Origin of the sequence: Halomonas sp. SIMBA_159 (assembly GCF_046536035.1) — a bacterium.
GTDB lineage: Bacteria > Pseudomonadota > Gammaproteobacteria > Pseudomonadales > Halomonadaceae > Vreelandella > Vreelandella venusta_A.
In genome coordinates, this window is the sequence record NZ_JAWJBT010001491.1 from 1 (window position 1) to 240 (window position 240).

Sequence of the window (240 nt, forward strand, 5' to 3'; positions counted from 1 at the left end):
TGACAATTTTTTGTGGTTTAAGGGCGTCGATATCCGCCAGCGTCAACGCATCGTTGCGCTTAACCAGCACATCCGCCCCCAGTTCACAAAAGTACTGGTAGAGGTTCCAGGTAAAAGAATCGTAGTTATCTATAAGCAGGATCATGGCGGCTCCGGTACGAAAGAACCACGCTATTTTACTCAGATTCCCCGGCTTCGCTTACCACTTTGCTAAATATCAACTGCAGCGCGGTGAGATCC

Annotated in this window: 1 protein-coding gene; it reads right to left on the reverse strand. The window is 48.8% G+C overall.

Translation table 11 applies throughout. From position 1 onward, the window contains the following. The coding region (locus R0J87_RS24185) for a glutamine amidotransferase-related protein (protein ID WP_498889586.1) at positions 1–145 on the reverse strand (145 nt) is incomplete at its 3' end. Positions 146–240: the final 95 nt, after the last annotated feature.